Genomic DNA, 22,346 nt, shown 5'->3' with positions numbered 1-22,346 from the left:
GATGGCGAAGTATCGCAAGATTGATCCGCGAATCTGGAACGACGAAAAGTTCTGTCAGCTTTCAGACAATGCTCAGCTGACATTTTTGTTTGTCCTGACTCATCCTCACATGACACCATTGGGCGCCATGCGTGCCACGATGGAAGGCTTGGCTGCAGAGAAAGGCTGGACCGGGAAAGCCTTTCGGGAAGCCTTTGCGGAAGCCTCTCGGGAAGGCTTGTTGGTTGCGGACGAAAGGGCCTGTTTTGTAAGTGCCCGAAACTTTCTGAAGTACAACCAACCGGAGTCTCCTAACGTGGTCAAAAGCTGGGTTGGATCCGTAGATTCGATACCTGAGTGCCAGGCCAAAAATGAGCTTTTGTCCCGTGTTTCTCAGTATCTGAAAGGCTTGTCGAAAGGCTTCCCGAAAGCCTTTGCGGAAGCCTTCCCTGAAGGGTGGCCCCACCCTTCCCTTAATCAGGAACAGGAGCAGGAACAGAAACAAGAGCAGGAACAGGTAGAGGGTTGCCAGTCCCTGAAAGAAGTCCTGAGGGAGTGGAACTCGGCAATGGAATCCAACCAGCGACCGACCGACAAGCGAAGGTCGATGCTAAAGACCCGAATGAAGTCTGCATGGTGGAGAGTGCATTGGCGTGATGCCATCGCCAAAGCATCCACGAGCAGTTTTTGCTCAGGCAAGAATGATCGAGCCTGGAAGATGGACATCGATTTTTTCCTAAAGGAAGATACCGTCGCGAAGCTGATTGAGGGCAAGTACGACGATCGAGCGACTGCGGCGACTGACCAGCCAGAACCGGGCCCGGTCGCATCGATCGCAGAACGCCGCCAGTCGATCCGAAAGCAGGAGGCAACCAGTGAGTGACCTCAGTGCAATGGAAGCCTCTCACGGGCTCATAGCCGCGATGCTGCTCGACCCCGCCTCAATTCCCGCGATCGAAGCCGAAGTCACCGTGACGGACCTACTGGGCGACGAGAGCGGACAAGAAGCTATTGGCGAGCTTTACGGAACGCTCTGCGAGATGAATCGGGCGGGCCATGGACTCCGGGACACACGGCTGGTCATCCAAACGCTGCGGGATTCAGGTCTGCTCGATCGACTGGGCGGGCCAATTGAATTCCAAAGACAGTTTGTCCGTCCCCATGCGGATGAAAACGCATTGCATTACGCGAGGCTGGTTCGTCGACATTCAGTGCGGCGGGCAACCGTCTCGATTGCAGATGAGTTTAAGAGGCGATCAGCAACGGCGGATCCCATCGAGCTTGCACAATGGCTCAGGGCTGAATTGGCCGCAATCGAATCGCGGGCAAATGAGCGCAGCCATGCCAGCACGATTGGTGAGTCATGCCGCATGTTGCTGACCGAGATCGACCAGACACAAGCAGAGGGACGTTCCCCGGGCCTGCAAACTGGAATCGACTTCATTGATCAAACCTACGATGGCCTCTCACGTGGGCGTTTGTACGTCGTGGCAGCGCGTCCCGGCGGTGGCAAGTCTTCGCTGACTCAGCAGGTAGGGGAAACCATTGCCCTATCAGGCCATCGCGTGCTTTTGGTCAGTCTGGAAATGAGCCGGCAAGAACTCGCCGCCCGCTATCTCGCAAGGCAAACGGGAGTGAATGGCAAGTACATCTCAGCCCACACAATCTCCAGCGAAGAACGCCAGCGGATCGAGCAAGCAACGAACGCCGCCAATGACGTCCCGCTAATAATCAGCGAACCATTCGGCAAGAGATCCACCGTCGAATCGATTTGCGCAGAGGCACGGGTGCGACACGCAACGGACGGAATCGAGTTGGTGCTGGTCGACTACTTGCAGATCAGCGAACCATCGACCCAAAAGCAAACCGAGTACGAGAAGGTCACGCAGGCAACACGCGCCTTCAAACAGCTATCTCGGGAACTCAACATCCCGGTCGTGCTGTTATCACAACTTAGCCGCAAAGGCGATGAGACCAACAGCACACCACGCCGCCCAAGACTCAGTGACCTGCGTTCGAGCGGCTCAATCGAACAAGACGCCGATGCAGTCATCTTTCTTCACGACGAAGGCAACAGCCAAGTAAGACTGATCGTTGCAAAGATGCGAGGAGGAGAACGAGCGGAAACACTGCTTCATTTTGATGGGCCAACATGCTCTTTCAGTACATCAAATCAAGGTGACTTCCAGTGAAGAAACCACAACCGAACCTCACGCGGAACGAATTGCGAAACCTCAAGCGAGCACGCAAGCAATGCACACCCAAACCAGTAGCGGTTCGGTGTTCATCCTGCAACGAACCCCACAAGGTATCCCGCAAGACTTTACTCAGCCGAACCCGCATGCGTTGCCAACGTTGTGGCGGGGCTTTGAATCGGCTCCGGGAAGCGTAGCTGGGATAGGTGTGGATGCTGTGGCGGTAGGTGGTTTTGGGACATGCACTCGACCACCGCCAACCAGGAAGCGTCCTGAGTTATTAGGCGCCTTCCAACCACGTATTTGTAGCGTGGGATGAGTGTTACTGATTTGTGCTGGTTGAGCGTCGGCGTTTGTTTGACCGGTTGTGAGTGACCGGTATTGTTCGTTTGCGATGCGGCTAGGTTCGCTACCGAAGCCCCGTACCCATGCGGGTTGCCGTGTTGCCTTCATTGCTCATGGGGTAACTGAAATGGGAGTCTGTTTGGATGGCGAGTTTGGAATACGTTTCGAAAGATGGCCGCAGTTGTTGGCGTCTGCGGTTTTCTCTTGATAAGAAGCGTCAGCGTCTTGGGCTGGGGAATGTGGATGAGGCTGGGGCACGGGATGCGAAGGAACATGTTGAACACTTGATTGGTCAAAAGAGGAGGAATCGACCGCCCGCGTCATCGACGGCAGATTGGCTGGAAACGCTTCCGATGGACATCCACGACAAGTTGGCGGCTTTGTCTTTGGTAGAGGCTCGCAAGCGTGCCGAGTTACCGCGAACCGTGTTGGCGTTCATGCGTGCCTACATCAAGAGCCGGACTGATTGGAAGAAGCCCGAGAACTACCGGCAGGCGGTGGACCACCTTGAGGCTTACCTGAAAAAGGATGCGCCGCTTGGCAGCTTGGTGAAGGGAGATGTTGAGCGCTGGCAACGGTGGATGATTGATGACCGAAAGGGGCCGAAGTTGTCGCCGAACACTGCGGGCCAGAACGTGAAACGCTGTCGTCAAATGATGCGACAGGCAGTTGATGACAACTTGATCGAGTCGAACCCGTTCGTTGGGGTGAAGATTGATCTAAGAAGCGACACGAGCAAAAACCGGTTTATCACCGGTGATCAAGCGTCCGCAATCATGGAGGCTTGCCCTGATCAGGAATGGCGAGTGATCTTTGGGCTATGCCGTTTCGCGGGGTTGCGTTGCCCGAGCGAAGTCCTGCGGTTGCGGTGGACGGACATCAATTGGGACCGTGGCCGCTTCAAGGTTACGGCGCCCAAGACAGAGCGATACGGGAAGGGAATGCGGATCGTGCCGCTGTTCCGCGAAGTCAGGGCTGAGCTGGATGCTCTGTTCTCACTTGTGGGGCCAGGATTGGAGTGTGCCGCTGATTCCTACGTCATCCAACGATACCGATGCAGCGAAGGCAACCTGCGGACCACGTACAACAAAATCGTGGAGCGGGCCGGGATCGAGGTCTACCCGAAGCCATTCATGGCACTGCGAGCCAGCAGGCGAACAGAGCTTGAGCGATCCGGCAAACATGCAAACCATGTCTTGAACGATTGGTTCGGGCACTCGGGAGCCATCGCCGAAACGCACTACCTGAGCGTCACCGAGGATGACTTTCTCGAGGCCATCGCCGGCGAACCGGAGCCATCGATTGTGCCCACGAAGTCGCTCGTGGGCACCGGCGTGGGCACATCAGGAGCTACGCAGGAGTCATCAGGAGCTGGCAAGAGTGTCGAAACAGGCAGAAAAACCGCGTGTTTGACGACTGCTGATGGATCAGGATTACCCGATCAATACACCCGGAGGGATTCGAACCCCCAACCCTCGGTTCCGAAGACCGATGCTCTATCCAATTGAGCTACGGATGCGTTGGAAAGATGTCGGGTGGCCAATCAGTGCTGGCTGCCTCGACGTGCGACAGTATGCCGAGATTTGTCGGCGGTGGCAAGCCGGACAGATCGACTTTCATTTGCTATCTTCTCGGGCTCGGTGTGCCGGGCTCGCCCACGTTCTCTGGGTGTCGCATTTTGTTGTCCGCGGTGTTTGCCGTCGCAGTTTCTGCGACCGCGGGGGTGGGTTCGCCCAAGTTGTGTTGTTCCGTGCGTGGGGCTTTTTCACGCGATTTTGTTTGGGGTTGAATGTGAGTCGATTGAATCGCGGTTGCCTGCGTGTTGGGGCTTGGGCGTTCGTTGCGTTGGCGACGGTCGCATCGCTTGCGCCATCGGTCGAGGCGGCGGGGACGAGCAAGTACGCGCACAGCGACAGTGACAAGCGGTTCTTGCACCACATCGATCTCTACGACCGGAACAATCGCAAGATCTCGTCGGATTCCACTGAGCCGTATTCGGTCGAAAAAACCTGCGGTCGCTGCCACGACTTCGAGACGATCGCTCACGGTTGGCACTTCAACGCCTTCGCCAGTGAAGTGGAACGCCAACGCCAGAAACAAAATGTCGCTGGCGATGCTGGAGAAGACGACACGACCGCTGAGCCGGAGGGGGCGGCACCGGCGGATGCGGACGGGCAGGGGGACTCGGTTGAGTCAACGACCGATCTGGTGACTTCGGACGGGCGTCCGGGTGAGCCGTGGATCTGGACGGACGCGCGGACTGGAACGCAGTTGCCACTTTCCTATCGCGATTGGGCAGGGCGCTTCAGTCCGACTGAGATTGGGATCACAACGCATGAAATGACACAGCAGTTTGGGGCTCGCATTCCTGGCGGAGGCCTGGCAGCGGACTGGGACCCGAAAGCAAAAGCACTCGACGCGGAAGGCGCCGAGCCGACTCGGTGGCCGCTGACCGGATCGCTGGAGATTGACTGCATGGCTTGTCACGCCAAGTCCGGCGCGTATGACTTCGAACGAAGGCGTGAAACGATCGAAGCGGAAAACTTTGCTTGGGCGCCCACCGCCGCCTTGCGAATCGGTGAGGTGACGGGATCGGTGTCGCGCATGAAGGCCGGCGTCGATCTGGAAGACGAGAAGGTGCAAGCCAAGCTTCCCAAGGTCCAGTACGACGATCGCCGGTTTGGGATCGACGGGACGGTGTTCTTCGACTTGGTCCGCATGCCCGAGAGCAACTCCTGCTATCAGTGCCACAGCCAGCGAACGGTTTCCGACGCCGGCATCGACGCTCGCTGGAACCATGATCAAGACGTTCACCTGCGGGCGGGGATGAACTGTGTCGATTGCCATCGCAATGGCATCGATCACCAAACCGTTCGTGGTTTTGAAGGGGAACAGCATCCCGCCGGGATTTCCGCGACGACGTTGAGTTGCCGTGGTTGCCACTTGGGCGTGTCGGATGAACACAGCGAAGACGGCGATCCACTGTCGCTGACGGAAGTTGCCTTCCGGGCAGGCCGGCTTGGTTCGCCGTTTCCCAAGCACGAAGGATTGCCGCCAGTCCACTTTGAAAAACTGAGCTGCACGGCGTGCCACAGCGGTCCGATCCCAGGCGAAGCCGTCGCGGGCTTGATGACTTCGCTGGCTCACGGGTTGGGCGAGAAGGGGCATCGCAGCGGATCGGAACTGCCCTCGATTCAAGGGCCCGTGTTCGCCAAGGCCGCTGACACGGGATTGGTCACGCCACACCGTGCGATGTGGCCTGCGTACTGGGGGAAGTTGGTCGATGGAAAGGTGATGCCGCTTCCGCCGGAGGAGGTTTACACCAACACGCGTCGGGCGCTTCGAGTGCGCAAGGACTTCATCGCCGAGTTGTCGGAGGAAGGCCGCGAAGTCTTTGACGAGAAAGTTGCTGAAGCACTGGCGGCGATCGAGAAAACGATGGACGTCGGGCAAGCGGTGTATGTGTCGACCGGATTGGTTTTCGTTCGCGGCGAAGAGGACGGTTCGCTGGCCGAGGTGGAGGTGGAGAACCAAGACGCGGTGGGGATGGTTCAGTGGCCGATGGCTCACAACGTTCGGCCTGCGGGTTGGGCCTTGGGTGCGACCGGTTGTTTGGAATGTCACTCAGACGATGGGGTGGTGTTCACATCCACGGTGACACCCAAGGGGCCCGCTCCGGTGACCGCGGAGCCGATCAGCATGGCCAGCATCCAAGGACTGGATGAAGCGACGCGATTGGAATGGAACCAATTGTTTGGCGGTCGTGCGATGTTCAAGGTTTTGACGGCGACGTCGCTGATCGTGTTGTTGCTGGCGATTTTGGGGAGCTGGATTCCGGCGATTCGTTCCCGCACGGAATAGGTGCTGGGAGCGTGTGGTGGTTGTTGTTCTGATTTGAAATTTGCTTGGTTGAAATCCGGAGTCGTTTGCTTTGTTGTCTCTGATTCGAAACGTGTCGCTGCTGGTTCTGGTGATTGCCACGGCGGCGTTGGTAGCGACCGCGCTGCCAACTTTGTGGGGCGGCCACCTTGGTGGTGCAACGTTGCGGTTCCACATGATGGCCAGTGGAGCCGTGGTCGTGTTGCTGCCTGTTTATGCGATCACGCGTTTGTGGATGCGGCGACAACCCGCCTCCGAATCGGCGTTTGAGATGGGGGCGTTTCGGACGCTGTTGATCTTTGGCGTGGCAACCATCGCCACGATGTTCGTCTGCATGTTGCCCATCGCGTCGACCGATGTGATGCACGACCTGGTTGAACTGCATGGCTGGGCAGGGTTCGCGATGGCAGCGGCAATCGCGTTGGTCGTTTACGCGACGTTTTGGCGCGAGAACACGGCGTCGTAGACCAAGGGGCAGAGCTGGCTTTCGGGAGAGCGTTCATGGTGACCCGACGCGTCAGCGAGGCGGGGGGCAGTTCCGCTCGACCTTCGCTGACCGGCTTGTTGATTTTGCGGTGAGTTGGCCACTCTTGGCCGACCTCCACAACTCTGACGGGCAAGAGTGCCTTTTTGTACCCCACATCTTCTGGGAGCCGTTTGCGTTGTAAATACAGGCGTTTTGAAGCCAAACATCCCTTGCCCAAGAACCATTAAGCAGGTACGCAGGTGTCATCGGGTATGTGAGCCGTTGGCGTTAGCCACGGTTTTCACGCACAACCGGGGCTAACGCCCAAACGGCTCACATGATTGTGCTTGATCATTCCTGCCGACCTGCTTCGTGTTCGATCAGCGGAGATGAGTGTTCCCTTGGCCGCTCTGGCGGAACACTAATCCACTCTGATCGGACACTAATCTTTGGTGTTTCGAGATGTGGGGTATAAAAAGGCAAGAGTGCCCATCCTACTTGCGTTGATGACTCAATCGATAAGGCTTGACGCTTCGGGGGGCATTTCGACGGCCTTGGAAGGCCATCGTACGGCGAGCACGAGCACGAGCTAGAAGCTAACAGTGAGGGTTGACCGTAGTGGACGAGGCCACGAGTCCTTGGATTTGACGCCAGCTCAGGACTCGTGGCCTCGTCCACTACCTTAAAAACAAGTCCTGACAGCCTGCTAGAAGCTAGAAGCTAGAAGCTCTAGCGCGGTTTTGAGATCCAGACCGCGGAGGTTTGTCCCTGCGGCGTGATGTTGAGGTTGATGAAGTTGGTCCCGGCGGGTTGGTCGTTGGACGTGACCGCTGCGATCAGGCAGTTGGGGTCGAGTTCGTTCAGGTTGCGGATTGGGAACAGCTCGCTGCCGAGGCTTTGCAGGCTGGCGATCATTTCGACCATGCCGCTGCCGGCACCGATGTTGCCGAGGTGGCCTTTGGCGGTGGTCACCGGCGGTTGATCGCCGGGGAATCCAAACACGTCGGCGATCGCACCTGCTTCGCAGATGTCGGTGTCGACATCGGAGAGTCCGTGAGCGTGGATGTGTCCCACGTCAACTTTGCCTTCCGCAGGTGCGAACCCGTTCTGGCGGCCGGCTTGGAGGACTCCGCGAAGCACGTTGGCAAATCCTTTTCGCATCGGTTGGTCGCCTGCGGCAGGGCCAACGGCGCTGGAGCTGCAAGCGATGACTTCGCCGTAGATGGTCGCACCACGTTTTTCAGCGTGTTCCAACGATTCACACAGGAATGCGCCAGCGCCTTCGCCGACGACGCTGCCGTCACGGCTGGTGTCGAACGGGCGTGACATGCGGCTGGGGTCTTCCGTGTCCGCGGCCAATTTCTCTTGCATGGACGCGTGCAGCGTTCGCAGTGTGTGAACGCGAGACCCGGTGGCTCCCACGACCAAGGCGTCGGCGTGGCCACGTGAGATGGTGGAGACGGCTTCCGACAAAGCTGCACCAGCCGACGCTTCGCGAAGCGTGATCGAGTTGTTGGGGCCGCGAAGGTCGTTGTAGATCGCGATGTGCGAGGCGGGCATGTTGGGCAGGTACTTCAGCAACCACAGCGGGTTGACTTTGGGCAGGCCCAGATCGCCCCATTTGGTGAAGTCGAATTCGCCATCGGTCGTGCAGGCTGCGATTCCTTCGGCGTATTCTTCGGGCAAGGACATGATGTAGTCGCAGCCGTAGACGACACCGGTGCGATCGCGATTGAAGTCGTCGGGGTTGTGGCCGCCGTGATGCAGTGCCAGCTGGGCTGCCGCGACGCCCATTTCGATTTCGCGGCACATCACTTTGCTGCCTTTGCGAATCGTTCGTTGGAGCGTTTTTTCCAGCGGCCCGTAATCGCTGATGTGGCCCGTGAAGGCACTGGCTTCGGCGCCGTTGCTGATGGGCAAGGCATCGGTTGGGATCTGGGTGAACGGAGCGATGCCGCTCTGGCCTTCTCGCAAACCGTTGAGCAGATCTTCGGGAGTGTTACCGAGCGGACTGATCACGCCGATGCCGGTGATCACGACGCGTTGGGCGGAGGTAGCTGGCATGGACGATGGCTAACGGGATTGGTTCGTACCCAGTCACGTCTGACCGGATGGAAACGAAGCAGGAAAGGTGGACTTGGAGGGCCGGCGAAGATAGCAAATCCGCTCGCGAAGCGGGAGCCGGACTGTGACCGGGAACGTCAGAGCCCACTGCGGACCCGTAAAACGCGGGTGAGAGTGGGCTGGTGAGATGGTTGTTTCCCCGGACGAGGGGTGTCGTGTCGACGAATGCCGGGGCGAGGGAGATGCGATTGCAGGCGAATCAATAGCGGCCGCGATTGGGAGCTGAAACGCGAGATCCGATTTGTGGCACCAGAGGCGTGGTGGTCAGGTTGTCGGAGGCACGCCCGCGAAATTCGACAAACATCAATGCGTCAGATCGGCCGGCGGTGGTTCCCGTGATCGAGCTGAAATTGAACAGTGGCACGCTGGATTGCGGGCGTTCGGGGCTGGCCACAACACCGCAGGAAAGCAGCAGGACCATGTCCGATGGCCAACGGAAACGTTCGTGCAAACGCCAGCTGACCAGTTGAGGGACTTCGATTTTCGTCCGGTGGACCTGGTTGTTGGGAAGCGGCAGGTCGAGCTCAACGGGCACGAACTTGTCGACTTGATCGATGTTGGCGTTGATCACGCAGTCCAGCGTGCGTCCGTCGACGCTGAGCAGCGGGCTGACTTCGATTTGAAATCCTTCTTGGATCTCGCCGGTCTCGGGTTCGTACGGTGGCCAGTTGGCGGGCGATGGTTTGACATTCAGGACGTAGTTGCGTCCGCGTGTGCTGGCGAGTTTTTCGGTTTGACCGTTGTTGGTGATCAAATCGACGGCTTGGACTTCGCGAACATCCGTTCGAGAGCGAAGCATGTTCATGACCAAGGCAGCGTTTTCTTTGGTCAGCAACCAGGCTTGCAGGCCAGGGGATTGCACATTGACGTGTTGCATCAGCATGTGAGCGTTGCTGCGCCAGTTGGGGTTGCCAACCGTCATCAGTCGCAGGTTCATGACTTGCGGTTCTTTGTCGCCCGCCACGAAGCGCTCGACGATGCCGCCGATGACTTGGTGCATTTCGTTGGTGTGGTAGACGTTCAGTTGGTCTCGGTCGGCACTCATGAAACCAAACGGTTCGGTGTGCCAGACGTCGGTTCCAGTTTCTCGAACGATCCAGTCAACAACGGCTTGGTGAGGCCGGTCGTGTTTGGTCAGGTAGCCGGTGTAGGGGCTGAGGTCGTAAACCCGGTGTTCTTGGCCGGCTTCGCGAGGCAGTTGGCCGCCTTGGGAGAGTTGCCCACCGGAGGCGCCCGCTGGCAATGCGTTGCGATTGGCGGTTGTTTGGGGGGGAGTTTGCAGGCTAGGAGGCGTGTTGGCTGCGGTTGGTCCCGCGGCTCGCGGCGTGAAGCCTTGCGGGGCAGCCTGTGCTTCTGAGGTCGAAGGTCCTCGAGCCACCGAATTGGACGGGAGAGCGAAACCACCTTGAGCGTGAACGTGATCGCTGAGCGCGGCGGAACCGACAGCGAACAGGCAGGCGGAGGCGAGTCCGCGAACGATTCGCGAGCGAAGGTAGAAAGGGAGAGTTCCCGGGAGGGTTGCTTGAGCCATGGCGGGTCGCAATTGAAAAGACGGGCATTGTTCGTGTGCGGCCCATGGGACCGCTTGCGAACATGCCTATACAGCAATCGGGAGGTGGGCAACAAGTCCGAAAGAATTGCGTGATGGGCAGGAAAAGTCTTGCGACAGACGGATTCAGCCCTCGAACACCGCCTCTTTGATGTTCCGCACGAGGGCTTGGCGAGTCAGTGAAATCGCTCGAATCGAGTCCACTTGGACGCCCAGTTGTTGCCCGAGTTTGATCGCCAGGTCGACGTCGCGAACCCCGTGATATTGGTTGACGACACGGCGCCCGGATTCGGGATCGGGGACGGAGATCGTTTGATCGCGAAAGCGGTAGCTGGTTTCGAAGGCATCGGCCAGCTCGTCGATCCAGGCTTGGGGGACCCGGCGGAGTTGGCAGTGTGCGATGCTCCAGAGATCATCGCCGTTGCACTCGTCCAGCAGCGCCAGGGCGCGGTCGTGGGACACAATCATGAGAGGATTTGGTCGATGCGAGCCGCCATGACAAATTCGTTTTCACTGAGTCCACCGATGGCATGTGTGGTCAGGACCACGCGCAGGTGGCGATACCCAGTCAAATGCAGGTCCGGGTGGTGTTGTTCTGATTCGGCCAAGTCCGCAATGGCATTGAGGTGCCGAACCGCCGTGCGAAAGTCCCCGGTGTTGAGTTGGCGGGCGATTTGCAGCCCGTCATTTTCCAGCGACCAGTCCGGCAGATCGGTCAAGTATCGATGAGCGGATTCGGCAGAGACACGATCGATCCCGCCCTCGCAGGGCACGCAATGACGATCTTTCCAGTCGGGTGTGGAGGTGGATTCATTCATGGGCCCGATTTTACATTTCAGGGAATGTGTTTCGTAGGTGCAAAAGTTGGGTTGATCGACGCATTTGCGAATTGCCGTTAACCTGTGGTCATGAATGCATCTGCTGATTCCCCGTCCGCCGACAACGATCCCGACCGCGAAGAGGAAATTCGGCTGATCGGTTCGATTCGTGAGGGGGACCAGCAGGCGTGGCAACAATTAATCGACCGGTATGAGGGGCGCCTGTTGGCGTTTGCTCGCCGGCGCCTGGGGGACATGGCGACCAGCGAAGATGTGGTACAAGAAACGTTTGTTGGGTTTCTGGTTTCATTGCCCAACTACGATTCGCGGCGAAAGCTGGAGAGCTATCTGTTCTCGATTTGCAGTTACAAGTTGACTGATCATTTGCGGCAGAGCGGTCGCCGTCCGGAGTTGCCGTTGCTGGGGCGAGGCAGTTCATCAGGATCGGGCAGTGGTGACAACGTGGAAGCCAGCGGAGTTCGTTTGGCGAGTTCGATTTGTAGAAGCGCGGAGCGTCGCGAACTGGAGCAGCACCTGGTGAGAGAAGTCGTCCAAGAGCAAATTGTGAATTGGCAATCACGTGGCAACTTTGAAAAGCTCAAAGCGATTGAGCTGTTGTTTGTGCTGGGACGAGGCAATCGCGAAGTGGCGGAAAAGCTGCATTTGACGCAGCAACAGGTCGCGAACTTGAAAAGCGATTTTCTGACCCGGATTGCGGCCGTCATCAAACGAAAAGATTTGGACCTGGACGTGTTTCCAGAACTTCGCGAGAACGCTTGAGCGTCGGTACGGATCGGCAACCGATTCGTCTAAGCAGGTACGCAGGAATGGTTGGGTCTAAATGAGTGAGCCGTTTTGGCGTTCGCCTGGGCTGTTCAATCTTTGGGGTTGCAGCGTTTCTGGTGTGCGCAAGTTTCTGTCTCGCATCGACAAGACACCTCTCCCTCAGCTTCGTCGGGGGAGAGGTGCCAGGAAAGAAACTGTCCACGAAAACGCTGTGTCAACACCAAAGATTGAACAGCCCAGCGTTAGCCCCGGTTGTGCGTGGGAACCGTGGCTAACGCCAAGCGGCTCACATACCCGATGACACCTGCCTACCTGCTTAGCAGCCAATCGGCACATCGATTGCTCATGAGAGGAAAGCACACAGTTGTGTTCCTTTCAATCAAGCGGTGGAGTTGTGGGTTTTCTCAAGCAGACGTTTTCGGAATTTTCAAAGGATCGCTGCAGCACGTTGGCGGCGGCTTTGGCGTACTACACCGCGTTTGCTCTGCCACCGCTGTTGTATCTGATGTTGACCCTGCTGACGTTTGGTCTGTCGGTGATGTACGACAGCGAACAGGCGACCGACAAGGCTCAAGGCATTTTGCAATCACAAGCCTCGCAGATGATCGGCAATCCCGCAGCGGTGGACCAGATTGAAACGATCATGAACAACCACGAGCAAGCCTCAGGGAAGTGGTGGAAAACCCTGCTCAGTTTTGCTGGGATTTTGGTGGGGGCAACGGGAGTCGTCTCGGCATTGCAGGGGGCGCTGAACCAGGTTTGGGAGGTCAAACCGGATCCAGAAACCAGTGGCATCAAGGACATGCTCGCCAAGCGATTCTTGTCCTTTGGAATGATCCTGGGGCTGGGTTTTTTGATGCTGGTTTCGCTGGTTGTATCTTCGGTTTTGACTGCTTTGGGGGACCAGGTCGGCAGCTGGATCGGGATGTCCGAAACGGTGGCGCACCTCGCGAATTTTGGAGTGCAGGCGGTGGTGGTGTTCGTGATTTTTGCGTCCATTTTTAAATTCATGCCGGACGCGGTCACCAAGTGGCGTGATGTGGCGGTCGGCGCGGCACTCACGACCCTTCTGTTCTTGATTGGGCGGTACGCGATGCAACTGTATTTCTCGATGAGTGAACCGGGGGCCCAACTCGGGGCCGCGGCAGCGTCGCTGGCCGTGTTGTTGGTTTGGGTCTACTACACCGCAATGATTGTGTTGCTGGGGGCAGAGGCCACGCAGGTCTATGCGGTTCGCTATGGAGATGGCATCCAACCTGAATCCAAGGCGGTTCGCGTGGTGGAGCAAATCAAACGTGAGGGCGATCGCAGCCCGGCGTGATTCCGATCGATGAATCTTTCGATCGATGAGTTTGCCGTTCACAGAGTTTGCCGTTCTCTTGCCGGAGTCGGTGTAGTAAGTAGCCGGCGGTCGATCGGAGCCAACACCGCCGGAGACGCGTGGAAGGACTCCCCGGCCGCCCCCGACGGTGGTCGTGCATCGGCCAGGTTGAATTCTGTGACGCCGCTTCGGAGGCGAAACGCGACGGTGCCTTCCCTCGATCCGCAGGTGTGCTACGCGACCTACGGATGCGGTCTAAGATCCTTCACGGGATATCGTTTTTACTGGTGGGCAATCGAGACCTGGTTGAATTGTCCACGGAGAATTCGCCCGTTGTGCATCACGCGATGCTTCGCCACGCTTGTGCGTCGGAATCGTGGCGTTCGCCAAACGGCTCACATTCCCGAAAGCTCCCGCACGCCTGTTCAAAGCAGTCCGTCTTTGCGATTTTGATCGCGCTCGGTTGCCGCTGCGATGGCAGGCAGCGCTGCCTTGGACAGCAGGCCGAGGCGTTCCGCGATGACGCTGACCTCGATGCTGTCTTTCACCAGGTGCATCGGGACGCCTGATGCGAGGCTTTGTCTGGCGAAGCGATCGACTGTTTCATCATGGTTGCTGAACGCACCCGGATCGATGTCGCGAATGAAAATGGCCTGGATGCGGTCGCCAAACTCGGCCGCCGCGGTCGCGTACAGGCGTGCATCCTCTTGGCCTGAATCCCCGACCAACACGAATGGGAGATCGGGGAAGGCGTTCATCAAGAAACGCGTTTGTTCGAGCTTGCGATCATGACCTTGCTTGATGAATTTGTCCTCATCAATCCCGAGGTCGCGGAGGAACAGGGGGCCTTGGGGGATCGCATTGTTCTGAAGAAAATCTTCCAGCAGATCGGACAGGTTCCATGGCGATGACGAGACGTAAAAGATGGGGTTCAAAGGCGGTCCAAATGGGGTCCCGTCATGTTGCATCCACTCGTAGAGAGAGGCGACCCCTTCCAACGGAGCACGCGTTCGCGCGTTTCCGAAAAATGTCAGCTTGGCCATCGTGGCGATGTCCGTGGCTCCGGTTCGAAGGATGGTGTCGTCGACATCGCTGACGACGGCGTACTTGGCCTCGACCGGAGTTTGAAGGACGTCGCAGGTGGTGAGTGAATCAAAGGGCGAGATGCGTTCGTCATCCACAATTGCAAGATGCGCCAGCGACCAGAATTCGGACGTGGTCTCGCAATCCTTTCGTGGCAGATCGAGTTGGAAGTAGCCTTCCGAATCGCTGATGGTGCGACTGGTGGAGCCCGCGAAGAAACCTTCCAGCCTGACGCCGGGAACTTCATCGCTCGCGAATCGACGCCAGGAATGCTTCAGGTTTTGCCACCACCGGTCGTTGTGAAAGTCCGGGTTCAGGGGTGGGTTGGCGAGAATTCGTCCGCGAAGATGGATGGTTTCGGCGGTCGCGAAACCGGTGTAGGCCTGGATTTGTGGGGTGACGCCTTGTCCCCAGCGGTGGCGGATACGGCGGATGGCTGAGTCCGCCACATCGTCCGCCATCGCTGCGGTGCGGGTCAGCCAGTGGCGAAGTAAGTCATGGATTGGAGGTGGAGCTGATCGGGGCATGAATGCGTGGTGAGGACGGAGTGGTTGAAAGCTCTCCAAGGCAGCAAATCCGGCGCCACGCTCAGCCGTCCAGCAATCCCTTGGCGATTCGAAGCAATCGGTTCACTTTCAACGGCTTGCTCAGGTATTCGTCAAAGCCCTCGCTGATCAGTCGCCGGCGGGTGCCTTTCATCGCGTCAGCGGTCAGTGCGATCACCGGCATTTCGATCCCTCGGTTACGAAGTTCTCGGACTGCGCCCAGTCCATCCAGTTCGGGCATTTGCATGTCCATCAAACAAAGCTCGAATGGTGAACCGTTGGCGATCGCCGCGACAATCATGTCCACGGCTTGCCGTCCGTTTTCGGCGACCTCGACTTCACAGCCCGCCTTCTTGAGGAAGTGCTGGGCCACGAATCGAACGTCTCGCATGTCGTCGGCGATCAAGATTCGCGAGTTGAGTTGGATGTCTTGGTCAATCGTCGTCTTCAGGTTGTCGTTGTCCTTTTCATCGCTCAATTGGATCGTCAGGTGGCTCATGGGACCGATTGGATCCACCGGCAATCGGATGGCGAACTCGCTGCCCTCCCCTTCGGTGCTGTTGACCTGGATCGTCCCGCCCAGCGCGTTGACGAGGCGTTTGGTGATGCTGAGCCCCAGTCCGGTGCCACCGAAACGATTGGAAATCGTCGCATCGGCTTGCACGAAGGGTTGAAACAGCGTTCGCAGTTTTTCGTCGGCAATGCCGATGCCGTTGTCGACCACCTTCAGCAACAAGTAGGTCTGACCCTCGTCGCCTTCGGACCGGACGATCACGTCAACGCGTCCTTTGGGAGCAAACTTGATGGCATTGGCGATCAGGTTGATCATGATCTGACGAAAACGGGCGGAGTCGGTGGTGATGGTTTGTGGCAGCGGTTCGCTGACATCGAAGTGCAGTGTGTTCTCGTAGTCTTGAGTCCGCATCTTCATGGTTTCGAAGATGTCCCCCAATAGTTCGCCCAGAGAAACACTGTTGTTGGCGGTGGTGAATTTGTTGGCTTCGATGCGAGAGAGATCGAGCACATCCCCGAGCAGTCGCAGTAAGTAGTCGCCGTTGCGTTGGATGGTGGCCAAGTATTCTTGGATGGTGCTTTCGTCGGGGTCTTCCTGCAGAATTTTTGTGAACCCAAGCATCGCGGACAGCGGCGTGCGGAGTTCGTGGCTCATGTTGGCCAGGAAATGACTTTTGGCATCGTTCGCGGCGTCCGCCGCCAGTTTGGCTTCCCGCAACTCGGTCTCGACACGCAGGCGATCTTCGATGTCCACAAAGGTCACCACCGCACCGATGATTTTGTCGTCCTCGTGAATCGGGTGACACCAATATTCCACTGGGAAACTGCCGCCATCTTGGCGGCAGAAGCGTTCGTCGTAGCGATTGAGCGCTTCGCCGTTGTGGATCGCACTGAGAATTTGCAATTGCTGTCGCTCGACTGGGTGCCCTTCCGCGTCACAAGGCTTTGCCAAGTCAGCCAGCTCGAGACCAATGATTTCGCTGCCGCAACGGTAGCCCAGCATGCGGGCCGCCTTTTCATTGCTGAAGGTGCAGGTGCCATCGACGTCCAGGCCGAAGATGCCTTCGGCGGTTGAATCCATCAAAAGACGAATCGTTCGTTCATTGGTTTCCGTTTGTCTGGCCGATTCAATGCGTTCGGTCACATCGTTTTGAACGCCAACAAAATGTGTCAGTTGGTCGTGTTCATTGTGCACCGGAGTGATGTACAGGTCGTTCCAGAACGGCTCCCCGTCTTTGCGATAGTTCTTGATCAGCTCTCGGACAGACTCACCGCGATCCAAGGCCCGGTGAATCGATTGAATCGTTTCAGGATCGGTACCATGGCCTTGTAAGAAGCGGCAATTGTGCCCCAGGATTTCCTGCTCGGAAAATCCGGTCATGTCCATGAATCCTTGATTGACGAACATGATGGGGTGGTCGCTTTGCGAGCAATCCGTGATCACAATTCCATTGGCAGCGGATTCAATCGCCTTGCTGAGCAACCGCATCTGAGCCTCGTGTGATTTGCGAAGTGAAATGTCGCGAATCGATGCGAACAGGCACGGTCTGTTCTGCAAGGTGACGGGCGTCAATGCAATCTCGACGGGGAACTCGGTGGCATCCTTTCGGCGGTGCCATGATTCAAAGACGTCCCCGCGGTTCTCGTGCGATTTCTGGAGTCGTTCGTCGTAGGTTTGCGGGTCCATCTCCGATTTGAAACGGGAGAACAATTGCCCAGACAATTCCTCTTGGGCGTACCCCAGTTGCTCGCACATCTTGCGATTGGCGTAGCTGATCTTTCCGTTTTGGTCGAGCAACACCAGTGCATCGATGTTCTCATCCGCCATGAATTTAAACTTCAGGACGTCCAGTTCGGCTTTTCGAAGAACGTTGACGTCAATGAAGGCGAGCACGACACCGCTGGCTTCGTGATTGCGAAGGTAGGGCAGCGCTCGGACCAGGTAGGACGACTCGCGGCAGGTGACCTCCCATTCCATTTCGATGCGGTTGTCACGAACGGTTTGAATACGTTCCAGGAATTGTTTGTCATCAATGGGGTGAATGAACGACTCGAACAATCGGCCGGCGTCATCCTGTTCGATGGACAACAAACGCGAAATTTCGGGGGTGACGCGTCGAATGCGAAGTTCACTGTCCAAGAACACCACTCCAACACGCGTGGTCGCCAAGAGGTTGACCATGTCCGCGTTGGCTTCGTTCAGTTCATTGACGCGGATTTGAAGTTCGGCGTTGACGCTGTAAAGCTCTTCGTTGACGCTTTGCAGTTCCTCGTTGGTGCTCTGCAGTTCTTCATTGCTGGCGACCATTTCTTCGTTGGTCGCTTGGAGTTCCTCGTTGGAGGTTTCGAGTTCTTCGATCGTGGCCTGAAGGTTCTGGCGGTTGAAATTGAGTTCTTGTTCCAGGTCCTCAATTCGCGCGTGAGCCACCGACGAAAAGTCCAACATGGTTTCGGTGGCAGAATCTTCGCCGGTCGAATCCGTCGCGGCTTCACGGACGACGCTTTGGATCTCGGAAGACTTGAATTGGACAAGGATGCAAGTCTCGGCCGATTTGGGGATTTGGTAGGGCTGGACGATCAAGTCCAGCACCCAATTGGGGCCGTCGATGGGCGACGGAATGCCGTGGTAATGGACGGCTTTGTTCTGCTTGACGGCCTGGGTCACCGCGGCGCCGATGGAGGCTCGCAATTCCTTGGAGACCATGTGCAGAACGTTGTCCGATGGGGTTCCATCTGGGACCCGCAAGTACTGGTTCATTCCTGGGAAGGTGTGAATGATTCGGTAGTCTGTGTCGATCACCACGCTCGGGGGCATCTTGTCGGCCAGCAGAACGTTGTAGATCTCGAGCAGGTTGTCGCCGCGTCGTGTCGAAGGGGCGACGACGGTTGTTGGCGGGCTGGCGGTCATCCTTGGGAGCGATTGGTTGGTCAGCGGCATCCGCAGTTCGATGGGCAGGCGAACGTCCCGACGCTTTCGAAAAAGCTTCCATTGAGAATTGATCGCATCAAATTCATCGCCAATGTCGCCGACGCTTTCGCTAGGGCCCAAGAACAGAATCCCGTTCGCTTTCAAGGCGAAATGAAACAGGGACAACGTTTTGCGTTGTGCCGGTGACTGCAGGTAGATCAGCATGTTGCGGCACGACACCAAGTCCATCTGCGTGAAGGGGGGATCGTTGATCACGTTTTGTGCTGCAAAGACGACGCTTCTTCGGAGTGAATCCTTGACCACATAGCCGTTGTCTCGGCGAGTGAAAAATCGATCGCGTCGTTCCTGAGAGATTTCGTTGAGTTGAGCTTCGGAATAGAAACCGGTGGCCGCCGTTTGCAGGGATCCACGATGCGGGTCGGTCGCAAACATTTTGAAATCGAGATTTCGGGCCGACCGCTCGATGCCTTCCCGCATCATCATGGCGATCGAGTAGGCCTCCTCTCCGGTCGCGCATCCACAAACCCAAATGCGGATGGTGTCTTCAGCACGCTCGATCAGTTCTGGGATGACTCGATTTTCAAGGGCATCGAACGCATCCCGATCGCGAAAGAATTTGGTGACGCCGATCAACAAATCGCGATACAGCTCATTCACTTCATCGGCATGTTCGTTGATATGGGCGACGTACTGAGTGAGGTCGTCCAGATGAAGCAGGTCCATTCGCCGCTGAATACGGCGGTGAACCGTTCCCACTTTGTAGTGATTGAAATCAATCCCGTGATTTTGTTTGAGCAGCTGGAAGACTCGTTCCAAGCCGGAACGTTGGATTTCTTCCATCTTGGAGGGATGATCGGTGATCGATTTCTGTCCGTCGAACAGATATTGCTGCAAGGCTTCGCCCATCCGCTCCGGTGCCAGTTCCAGGTCGACCTGACCCGTGTTGCGAGCGTTCATGGGCATCGAGTCAAATTTACAAGTCGCAGGATCTTGAACCACAACCAAGCCATGGTTGTTGCTGATCTCGACGACTCCTCGCGACCCATCACTGCCGGTCCCGGAAAGGATGATCCCAATGGCACGTTCGCGAACGTCTTGCGCCAGTGACCTTAGGAATTGATCGATGGGGTGCGTCAGGACTTTTTCAATCCCTCGGTCGGTGAGCAGGAGCTTGCCATTGCTGATCACCATCTCCTTTTTCGCAGGGATCAAATAGATGGTGTCCGGCTGGACTTGGACCCCGTTGTCGACCACCTCCACCGGAATGTTGGTGACTCGTCGTAGCAAGTCATCCATGTGGCTCTTGAAGTCCGGTGACAAATGCTGAACGACGACGAAGGACATGCCTGTGGCAACAGGCATCTTCCCGAACAGTTTTTCAAGGGCTTCCAAGCCGCCCGCTGAGGCCCCAATCCCAACCACGTGCTGCGGAGTTGCACGGACGGGTTGATTGCTGTCGACGCGCCCGGTTTCTGAGTCGATGGGGGCGTCGTCGGGAGAGTTGGTATCAGCCATGGATGATGGTTTGAAAGGGACTGGTTGCCGTCTCGAAGGGCCCTTTCATTCAATGGCGAGTTGGGCACCTGGCGGAGATCCGTGAGTCAGGTGATCAACAGGATGGCGTGATGTGCGATCACCATCCAATTGTGACATCCGATTGCAAACCGACCGCGTTGAACGACTAGGCACCGCTGCAAAATGGATGCCATTGCAGTGTAAGAATGCACTGGCAGTTGTCAATCTTACCTGGCGTTTGCAAAGAGGTACGTTTGCGATGCCTCCTTCGCGACAGGGGGTTGGTGGCAGATCGGTCATAGCGATGGACATTCCACCACGCGAGATCATGGATTGGCACCTCGCGTGTGGGATGATGCAACGTGGTTTGTCAGAACTCGCGGAATTCCGATGCGATCCGTCGAAATCGTGACGAGACGGAATGCGCCGCTGCCGAGCAATCGCCTGGCGGCATTGGGTTGTTGCTTTGAGTGATGAAACGCACGCAGCCGACCACCTGTTCCTTGGAGACCGGCTTCCTCAAATAGGCGTTTCCACCGAGGATCGCAATCATTCGATGGATTTCACCATCTTCCAAACTGCTTGAAACGATCACAGGAATGGCGGCAACCTTCGGGTCTGCGTCAGATCGAACGGTTTGCAGCAGATGCAGGCCGCTGACATGGGGCATGTCGATGTCTGCGATCACCAGATCGGTCGGTTCGCGACGCAACTCCGTCAGCGCCGTTGCGCCACAAGACGCGTGCACGACCGAGTATCCCAGTTCTCGCATCCAGTGTCCCAATTGCTCTCGGATGACACGAACGTCATCCGCGATCACACACCGGCGGGGGTGATCCGTTTGGTCGGGCGATGTTGTTGGCATATAAACTCGTGGGCGTGGGGGAAGCTCGCGACCGGCGATGCGAAAGATGTGCCAAACGGATCGAACGATTGCAAATTCGGCAGCACATCGCTGGCCGAGACCCTCCCGCTGACGGTGTCGTGCGATTTCGAAGTGCTGTGCATCACCACCGAGAGCTCCGCCCGTGAAGAGGTCGTGCGGATTTCAAATGCGGTGCTCGTGACATCTTGCGAACCTCGCCCGCCCAGAGGTCGTGCAGTTTTTAAATGCTGTGCTTGCAATGCCTTAAGAACCCCGCCCGTGCAGCGGGAGGGGTCGGAAAGCGAGCGTTGAGCGAGATTACCGGGGGAGGGCCATCCGCGCCGCTCCCTATGCTCGGCCCTCACCCTCGCGTACGCCTGAACGGCGTCGCTCGACCTCTCCCCAAACTGCGTTTCAGGAGAGGTGCGCCGAGTGAAAACCCGCCAAAATGCAGCTCCAAAAAACTGCACGACCTCCCCAGCGGGAGTGGTCGGGAAGCGAGCGTTGAGCGAGCTTTGCGGTGGAGCGGCACTTCACGATGCGATCTCATTCCCGGCACCCTCCCTCGCATACCCCTGCACGGCGTCGCTCGACCTCCGCCCGAAACTCCGTTTCGGGGGAGGTGCAGCACGCGGAAAAACGCTGGTAAGTGTCGGGGATCAACTGCACGACCTCTCCGGTGGAGATGACTGGCTCGCCAAAGAACTTTGCTGGGTGGATTCCAGTGGCAAATCTCGAGGGCGTTGACGCCAGAGGCGGATCGAAATGGCGACGTACACGATGGGATAAACGAGCGAGAGGAACGCCAGCCAAATGGGCGGTTGAGGATAGGACGGAAGCATCGCGAGCAGGGCCAAGCTCCAGACCGCGGACCCCAGCAACAACCAACGCCGATGACGACGCGGTGCTTGGTTGGGGTAAATCAAATGGATCGGTGCCACAGTCAACCCAGCCAGCAACCAGAGCAGCACGGCGACGGGCCAAGGGCCCCACCAAGCGTGCATGATTCCTGCGTAGAAGACAGCAATGTTCCAGTACGACGGGAATCCGCGAAAGAAGCCGTGACGCTCGTCCTTGGCTTCGCGATGAGCGAATCCGAACAGGCTGGCTCCCATCGCCAAGGAAACTGTGAAGCCAAACCCGACTGGCATCCAACCCATTCGCCAGGCCAGCATCAACGGAATGAACGCGAAGGTGAGGTAGTCCAGCAGATCATCAATCGTCCTGCCGTCGATTGCCGGAGCTCGCGTCTTCACGTGAAAGCGGCGTGCAAGCGGACCATCGACGGCATCGATGAGGGTGGTCAACAAGAGCCACCCAAAGACCCAGCGCGGATCACAGTCGGGCTGCGTGATCTCGTGCATCGCAAACGCGGCAGGGATGATGCCGGACGCGGTGAACACGTGCACGCCGTAGGCGATCCACTTTGCCATT

The 22,346-nt window shown here is 57.5% G+C and carries 15 protein-coding genes, 1 tRNA gene and 1 pseudogene; 7 read left to right on the top strand and 10 right to left on the bottom strand.

Annotated elements, in window-relative coordinates; genetic code table 11:
* Positions 1 to 127: 127 nt before the first annotated feature.
* Both UH5x_RS05295 and UH5x_RS05290 read left to right on the top strand, forming a co-directional pair.
* Positions 128 to 862, top strand: coding sequence for a hypothetical protein (locus UH5x_RS05295; RefSeq protein WP_482634969.1), 735 nt, complete (start codon positions 128 to 130; stop codon positions 860 to 862).
* Positions 855 to 2,171: a replicative DNA helicase gene (locus UH5x_RS05290; protein WP_482634968.1), complete on the top strand. Its 1,317-nt coding sequence runs from the start codon at positions 855 to 857 to the stop codon at positions 2,169 to 2,171. Before UH5x_RS05295 ends, UH5x_RS05290 begins: the two co-directional genes overlap by 8 nt.
* Before the next feature lie 640 nt (positions 2,172 to 2,811).
* On the opposite strand, the gene UH5x_RS05285 is transcribed toward UH5x_RS05290, so the two are convergent.
* A complete protein-coding gene (locus UH5x_RS05285; RefSeq protein ID WP_482634967.1) occupies positions 2,812 to 2,958 on the bottom strand; it encodes a hypothetical protein in 147 nt (48 codons plus the stop codon).
* On the opposite strand from UH5x_RS05285, the pseudogene UH5x_RS05280 reads away from it, so the two are divergent.
* Positions 2,957 to 3,685, top strand: a pseudogene (locus UH5x_RS05280) (tyrosine-type recombinase/integrase); the annotation flags it as partial. The gene UH5x_RS05285 and the pseudogene UH5x_RS05280 sit on opposite strands and share 2 nt — an antisense overlap.
* A gap of 279 nt (positions 3,686 to 3,964) precedes the next feature.
* On the opposite strand, the gene UH5x_RS05275 reads toward UH5x_RS05280, so the two are convergent.
* Positions 3,965 to 4,038: transfer RNA gene (locus UH5x_RS05275), tRNA-Arg, on the bottom strand.
* A 272-nt stretch (positions 4,039 to 4,310) separates the two neighbouring features.
* On the opposite strand from UH5x_RS05275, the gene UH5x_RS05270 reads away from it, so the two are divergent.
* Together UH5x_RS05270 and UH5x_RS05265 are read left to right on the top strand one after the other, a co-directional pair.
* Positions 4,311 to 6,380 carry a hypothetical protein gene (locus tag UH5x_RS05270; protein ID WP_482634966.1) on the top strand — a complete coding sequence of 690 codons (2,070 nt, stop codon included), beginning with the start codon at positions 4,311 to 4,313 and terminating at the stop codon, positions 6,378 to 6,380.
* 73 nt (positions 6,381 to 6,453) lie between these two features.
* Positions 6,454 to 6,864, top strand: a complete 411-nt coding sequence (locus UH5x_RS05265) for a hypothetical protein (RefSeq protein ID WP_482634965.1) — start codon at positions 6,454 to 6,456, stop codon at positions 6,862 to 6,864.
* Positions 6,865 to 7,593: 729 nt separating this feature from the next.
* On the opposite strand, the gene UH5x_RS05260 is transcribed toward UH5x_RS05265, so the two are convergent.
* The 4 genes from UH5x_RS05260 to UH5x_RS05245 all read right to left on the bottom strand — a co-directional run bounded on the left by UH5x_RS05260 (position 7,594) and on the right by UH5x_RS05245 (position 11,355).
* A complete protein-coding gene (locus tag UH5x_RS05260; protein WP_482634964.1) occupies positions 7,594 to 8,928 on the bottom strand; it encodes a beta-ketoacyl-[acyl-carrier-protein] synthase family protein in 1,335 nt (444 codons plus the stop codon).
* 259 nt (positions 8,929 to 9,187) lie between these two features.
* Positions 9,188 to 10,519 (bottom strand): hypothetical protein, encoded by a 1,332-nt coding sequence (locus UH5x_RS05255; RefSeq protein ID WP_047813687.1) that lies wholly within the window; start codon positions 10,517 to 10,519, stop codon positions 9,188 to 9,190.
* 144 nt (positions 10,520 to 10,663) lie between these two features.
* Positions 10,664 to 11,005 (bottom strand): hypothetical protein, encoded by a 342-nt coding sequence (locus UH5x_RS05250; protein ID WP_482634963.1) that lies wholly within the window; start codon positions 11,003 to 11,005, stop codon positions 10,664 to 10,666.
* Positions 11,002 to 11,355 (bottom strand): 4a-hydroxytetrahydrobiopterin dehydratase, encoded by a 354-nt coding sequence (locus UH5x_RS05245; RefSeq protein WP_482634962.1) that lies wholly within the window; start codon positions 11,353 to 11,355, stop codon positions 11,002 to 11,004. Before UH5x_RS05245 ends, UH5x_RS05250 begins: the two co-directional genes overlap by 4 nt.
* A 90-nt stretch (positions 11,356 to 11,445) precedes the next feature.
* Here UH5x_RS05245 and UH5x_RS05240 point away from each other — a divergent pair, with 90 nt between their 5' ends.
* Together UH5x_RS05240 and UH5x_RS05235 are read left to right on the top strand one after the other, a co-directional pair.
* On the top strand, positions 11,446 to 12,135 hold the full coding sequence (locus UH5x_RS05240; protein WP_047813684.1) for an RNA polymerase sigma factor: 690 nt from the start codon (positions 11,446 to 11,448) through the stop codon (positions 12,133 to 12,135).
* A 400-nt stretch (positions 12,136 to 12,535) separates the two neighbouring features.
* Complete coding sequence (locus UH5x_RS05235; RefSeq protein WP_047813683.1) at positions 12,536 to 13,462, top strand: YihY/virulence factor BrkB family protein; 927 nt, start codon at positions 12,536 to 12,538, stop codon at positions 13,460 to 13,462.
* A 425-nt stretch (positions 13,463 to 13,887) separates the two neighbouring features.
* Here the strand turns inward: UH5x_RS05235 and UH5x_RS05230 are convergent, their stop codons facing one another.
* The 4 genes from UH5x_RS05230 to UH5x_RS05215 form a co-directional block, all read right to left on the bottom strand.
* A complete protein-coding gene (locus UH5x_RS05230; RefSeq protein WP_482634961.1) occupies positions 13,888 to 15,072 on the bottom strand; it encodes an App1 family protein in 1,185 nt (394 codons plus the stop codon).
* 61 nt (positions 15,073 to 15,133) lie between these two features.
* A complete protein-coding gene (locus UH5x_RS05225) occupies positions 15,134 to 20,047 on the bottom strand; it encodes a chemotaxis protein CheB (protein WP_482634960.1) in 4,914 nt (1,637 codons plus the stop codon).
* Between the two features lie 370 nt (positions 20,048 to 20,417).
* Positions 20,418 to 20,912 carry a response regulator gene (locus UH5x_RS05220; protein ID WP_482634959.1) on the bottom strand — a complete coding sequence of 165 codons (495 nt, stop codon included), beginning with the start codon at positions 20,910 to 20,912 and terminating at the stop codon, positions 20,418 to 20,420.
* 659 nt (positions 20,913 to 21,571) lie between these two features.
* Positions 21,572 to 22,345: a CDP-alcohol phosphatidyltransferase family protein gene (locus tag UH5x_RS05215; RefSeq protein ID WP_482634958.1), complete on the bottom strand. Its 774-nt coding sequence runs from the start codon at positions 22,343 to 22,345 to the stop codon at positions 21,572 to 21,574.
* Between the last annotated feature and the right edge of the window lies 1 nt (position 22,346).

Source organism: Rhodopirellula sp. UH5 (assembly GCF_056839225.1).
Note: the sequence above shows the minus strand (reverse complement) of the source record. Positions and strands in the feature narration are given on the sequence as shown.